This is a genomic window from Methanospirillum sp. (assembly GCF_035560735.1).
In the GTDB taxonomy this organism is placed as follows: Archaea; Halobacteriota; Methanomicrobia; order Methanomicrobiales; family Methanospirillaceae; genus Methanospirillum.
Map to the genome: position 1 here is coordinate 1 of NZ_DATMYY010000021.1, position 4,709 is coordinate 4,709.

4 protein-coding genes are annotated in these 4,709 nt (G+C 44.2%); all 4 read left to right on the plus strand.

The genetic code is table 11. The features are described from left to right. Positions 1–91: 91 nt before the first annotated feature. Positions 92–664 (plus strand): PadR family transcriptional regulator, encoded by a 573-nt coding sequence (locus VN429_RS00625; RefSeq protein ID WP_325628678.1) that lies wholly within the window; start codon positions 92–94, stop codon positions 662–664. Next, entirely contained in the window at positions 661–2,946 is a 2,286-nt protein-coding gene (locus tag VN429_RS00630; RefSeq protein WP_325628672.1) for an excinuclease ABC subunit UvrA, read from the plus strand. The genes VN429_RS00625 and VN429_RS00630 overlap by 4 nt, the downstream gene beginning before the upstream one ends. Further along, positions 2,939–3,877, plus strand: a complete 939-nt coding sequence (locus tag VN429_RS00635; protein ID WP_325628674.1) for an ATP-binding cassette domain-containing protein — start codon at positions 2,939–2,941, stop codon at positions 3,875–3,877. Before VN429_RS00630 ends, VN429_RS00635 begins: the two co-directional genes overlap by 8 nt. A gap of 38 nt (positions 3,878–3,915) precedes the next feature. Next, positions 3,916–4,709 (plus strand): ABC transporter permease (locus VN429_RS00640; RefSeq protein ID WP_325628676.1); only part of this gene is annotated, 794 nt, incomplete at its 3' end.

Below are 4,709 nucleotides of genomic sequence, written 5' to 3' on the forward strand. Positions count from 1 at the left end.
GTAATATTGAGTGCGGGGATCTCTTATAGATAAAGTGTGGTATTGATATAGTATTGTAATAGTACAATATTGGATGAGTGGAATCTCTAATATGGAAGCTGCTCTATTGGGGTTACTATCCATAAAACCAATGTATCCATACGAGATTGAGAAGAACGTTGTGGAGCAGGATATGCGATACTGGACTGAGATATCCATCTCCTCTATCTACAAGGTTCTTGAAAAACTTGAAAAAAAATTCCTTGTCGATGTCAATCTCTCAGTCACCGATTCCAACAAAGTAAAGAAAACCTATACTCTGACAGAAAAAGGTGGACTAGAACTAAAAAACCATATCACCGGGATTATGTCAGAACTGGAGATCTCGATATACCAGATTGATCTTGCTCTGGCCAACCTTCACATTCTCACCCCGGCTGAAGTAAACTCGGTGATGAACGGGTATCTCACCTCAATTGATGCCAGACTGACCTGTTATGGGGAACTTGAAACCTATCTCCTCGATCATGGATGTAAAATCGGGAATATTCATCTGGCCCGCAGAAGACAGCATCTTATCAGGGCTGAACGGGAGTGGGCCCTCCGGTTCATTCATGAGTATAATGCTGCACACGATTATATTCCAGAAAATGAGATGGGACAGGGATCAGGTCAGAGAAAATGAGCGAGCCTATCAGGATTGTGGGAGCGAGAGAACACAATCTAAAAAATATCTCAGTGTCAGTTCCAAAAAATAAGTTAGTTGTAGTAACCGGGGTATCAGGCAGCGGGAAGAGTTCACTTGTCTTTGATACAATCAGTGCAGAAGCACGAAGGCAACTGATAGAGACATTCGGGACATTTGAACGGTCCCGTCTGCCAAAGATTTCAAGACCTGACGTGGATGAGATCTCAAATCTTTCTCCTGTGATTGTCATCGATCAGAGGCGACCGGGACAGACTCTCAGATCTACGGTTGGAACCATGACCGAGATTTATACCTACTTACGGCTTCTCTTCTCCCGGTGTGGTGATCCGTTAATTGGCGGGTCAAATCTGTTTTCATTCAACAATGCAGACGGGATGTGTCCTGAATGCTCGGGACTTGGACAACTGATGGTCATCGATGAGAAGAAACTGATAGACGAGACCAAATCTGTTGCAGATGGTGCCATTCTGCATTCTCAATACAAAAAAGGTGGGTATTACTGGAATTCACTGATGAATTCCCGGTTATTTGATCCACATAAACCGGTATGCGAACTGAGCGAAGAAGAACAATATAACCTCCTGTATAAACCACAGACTGCAGTAAAAGCTGAACGTTTTGGAGAAGAGTATACATCCAGGCATGAAGGAGTCATCTCGCGACTCAAGAAGAGTTATCTGAATAAAGAGGAAAATTCTGATGCCTACACACGATTTTTCAGGTACGAGACGTGTCCTCACTGTAATGGTTCACGATTGAATGAACGTGCACGAACTGTTCAGGTGCAGGGAAGAACGATACCTGATCTTGTATTTCTCGAACTTCCTGATCTCCTGGTATACCTTGATCAGGTCGATCACCCGTATGCAGAGCCCATTATTGCCAGGATGAAGGTTATTATCCAGTATCTCATTGATATCGGGGTAGGATATCTCTCACTTCACAGACCGGTTGTAAAACTTTCAGGTGGTGAATCCCAGAGAGTAAAAATTGCAAAGCAACTGGATTGCACTCTAACCAACCTGGTGTATGTCCTTGATGAACCAAGTATCGGCCTGCATCCCAGGGATATTGGAAACCTTATTCAAATAATGAGAGATCTTCGGGATAAAGAGAACACTGTTCTTGTTGTTGAACACGATCCCGAGATTATCCAGGCAAGTGACTATGTCATTGATATCGGGCCTGGTGCAGGATCCCATGGTGGAGAGGTTCAGTATGCCGGATCTGTGAACGGCCTATATGCATCAGATACGCTCACTTCGAGATACCTGAACCGGGTGGGAGATGGGAACCAGACTCGAAGAGAGGCGAAGGGCTATTTCAGGGTTGAAAATGTATCGCTTCATAACCTGAAGAATATTTCAGTTGATATCCCGAAAGGAATCCTGGTGTGTGTCACAGGAGTTGCTGGTTCAGGTAAAAGTTCACTCATTCACGGAGTCTTTTGTAAAAAACACCCTGATGCGATTGTTATCGATCAGACCTCGATCGGCAGATCTTCACGATCTAATCCCCTGACATATCTTGGAATCTTTGATGCTGTCAGAAAAGAACTTGGGCAGGCAACCGGCACTGATCCCTCCTGTTTCAGTTTTAATTCAAAAGGTGCTTGTCCGAAATGCAAAGGAACAGGTGTTCTCAAGATGGAGATGCACTTTCTTGATGATCTTACAACGATATGCGATGCATGTAACGGGGAACGCTATAACCCTGAAGTTCTTTCTCTCTCATATAAAGAAAGAACAATATCAGAGATCCTGAAACTTACAGTAGCAGATGCTGCTGATTTCTTTGAAACACCGGATGTTAAGCGAAAACTTCGCGTTCTTGCCGATGTCGGACTTGATTATCTGCAGGTCGGGCAGTCACTGAGTACGTTATCTGGTGGAGAAGCGCAGCGGTTGAAACTGGCGACAGAACTGCATAAAAAAGGGAATATCTACGTGATGGATGAACCGACAACCGGACTGCACATGGCAGACACCAGACGGTTGCTGACAATTATTCATCATCTTGTTGATCAGGGAAATTCGGTTATTGTTATCGAACACAATAATGATGTGATCAGGCAGGCTGACTGGATCATTGACATGGGTCCACAGGGTGGCAATATGGGGGGAGAGATTATTGCAACCGGAAATCCGGAAACCCTGATGGAAGATCCCAGATCTGTCACCGGTGTATATTTGAAAATTGTATCTTTCCGAAACAATAGTCTGGTTCTTGGTGCTGAAGAGGAATTAGTTCATGAATGAAAATATCGTTGAAGTTTCAAATTTTTCGTATTCATATGGTGACCTGGAGGCTGTGAAGGATATCTCCTTTCAGGTAAAAAAGGGAGAGGTCTTTTCATTTCTTGGTCCGAACGGGGCTGGAAAGAGCACGGTGATAAACACCCTGATTACTCTGCTTCCACTTCAAAAAGGAACGGTACACATTGCAGGATATGATCTCGGGTCTGAACAGGAGAATGTCAGGCAGTCTATCGGGATTGTATTTCAGAAGATCACTCTCGACAAGGATATGACTGTCAGGGAAACCCTGGAGTTTCATGGCAGTATTTACCAGATGGGAAGTACTGAAAAGAAAAACCGGATAACTGAATTGCTCAACCTTGTTGAGCTCACTGAAAAGGCTGATCTTCTCGTCAGCACCCTTTCCGGTGGTATGAAACGGCGTCTTGAGATAGCACGGGGTCTTATGACAAGGCCAAAAGTTCTCTTCCTTGACGAGCCGACAATCGGGCTTGACCCGCAGACCCGCAGAAAGACATGGGATTATCTGCGTTCAGTAAATAATGAAGGAACAACGGTCTTTATGACGACTCATTATATGGATGAGGCAGACCTCCTCTCAGACCAGATTGCTCTTATCGATCACGGAAAGATTGTCATTCAGGGAACCCCGGCAGAACTCAAACAGAGTCTTGGAAACGATATCGTGTATCTTGAAACATCAGACAACACCCGTGCAACAGAAATTCTGCGAAATCTTTCAGGAGTTCGGAAAATCTCCTGCTATGAAGGAAAACTACTCATTACGTCAGAATATGACGGGACACGTCTGCTCCCTGAGATCATACGGGAAGTGAACGAAGGACAGATTGATGTGTGTGCTGTTAATCTCAAAAAACCAAGTATGGATGATGTATTTTTGCACTACACCGGCACGGAGATGAGGGATTAATGGAGACTCCCGGGTTTTTCCCCATATTTATGCGAGATATGAACCGGTATTTCAGGTTCAAGGACCAGTTGTTCACCTCAATGCTCCACCCCGTTCTCTGGCTTGCCTTATTTGGATTTGCAATGGCTGGAACGTTTGAGAGAATTCTTCAGGCTGCAATTCCACCGGCCGGGGTCGTGGTTATCAATTACCTGACCTATATGACCCCGGGTATGATCGCTGTGACGATCATGTTTTCAAATCTTTATGGAGGCTTTTCTGTCTTTTTTGATAAAGACTGGGGAATCCTGAGAGAGATTCTTGCAAGTCCGATGCCCAGAAGGAATCTTGTTATCGGAATTTCCCTTTCTGTGATCGTGAAATCACTGATACAAACCACGATCATTGTTATCCTTGGAATGATACTTGGGGTCACTGCATTTTCAGGCCAGAATCCGGTTCAGATCCTGATCTCCATTATTGGTATAGTTTTGTTTATCGGGATTTTTTCAACCGCCATCATCTGTGTCTCGCTCTATGTGGCATTTACGACAACTTCTCCTGAAGGATACCAGGGAATTACCACTTTACTTTCGATGCCGTTTTTCTTTGCATCAAATGCCCTGTATCCGATAAACGGACTCCCGCCGGTGATCCAGGAGTTTTCTTATCTGAATCCTATCTCACATCTGACAGATGGTCTGCGGTATTTCATTATCGGTGATCAATTCTCGTCTCTCGGACTTGTCTTTTCATACAATCCGGTTCAGATTGCGCTGTCTTTTGTATATCTGACTGTTCTGGCAGTCATCTTCTTTTGGATAACTGTCAGAAAGATAAACAAGTCAGTTGT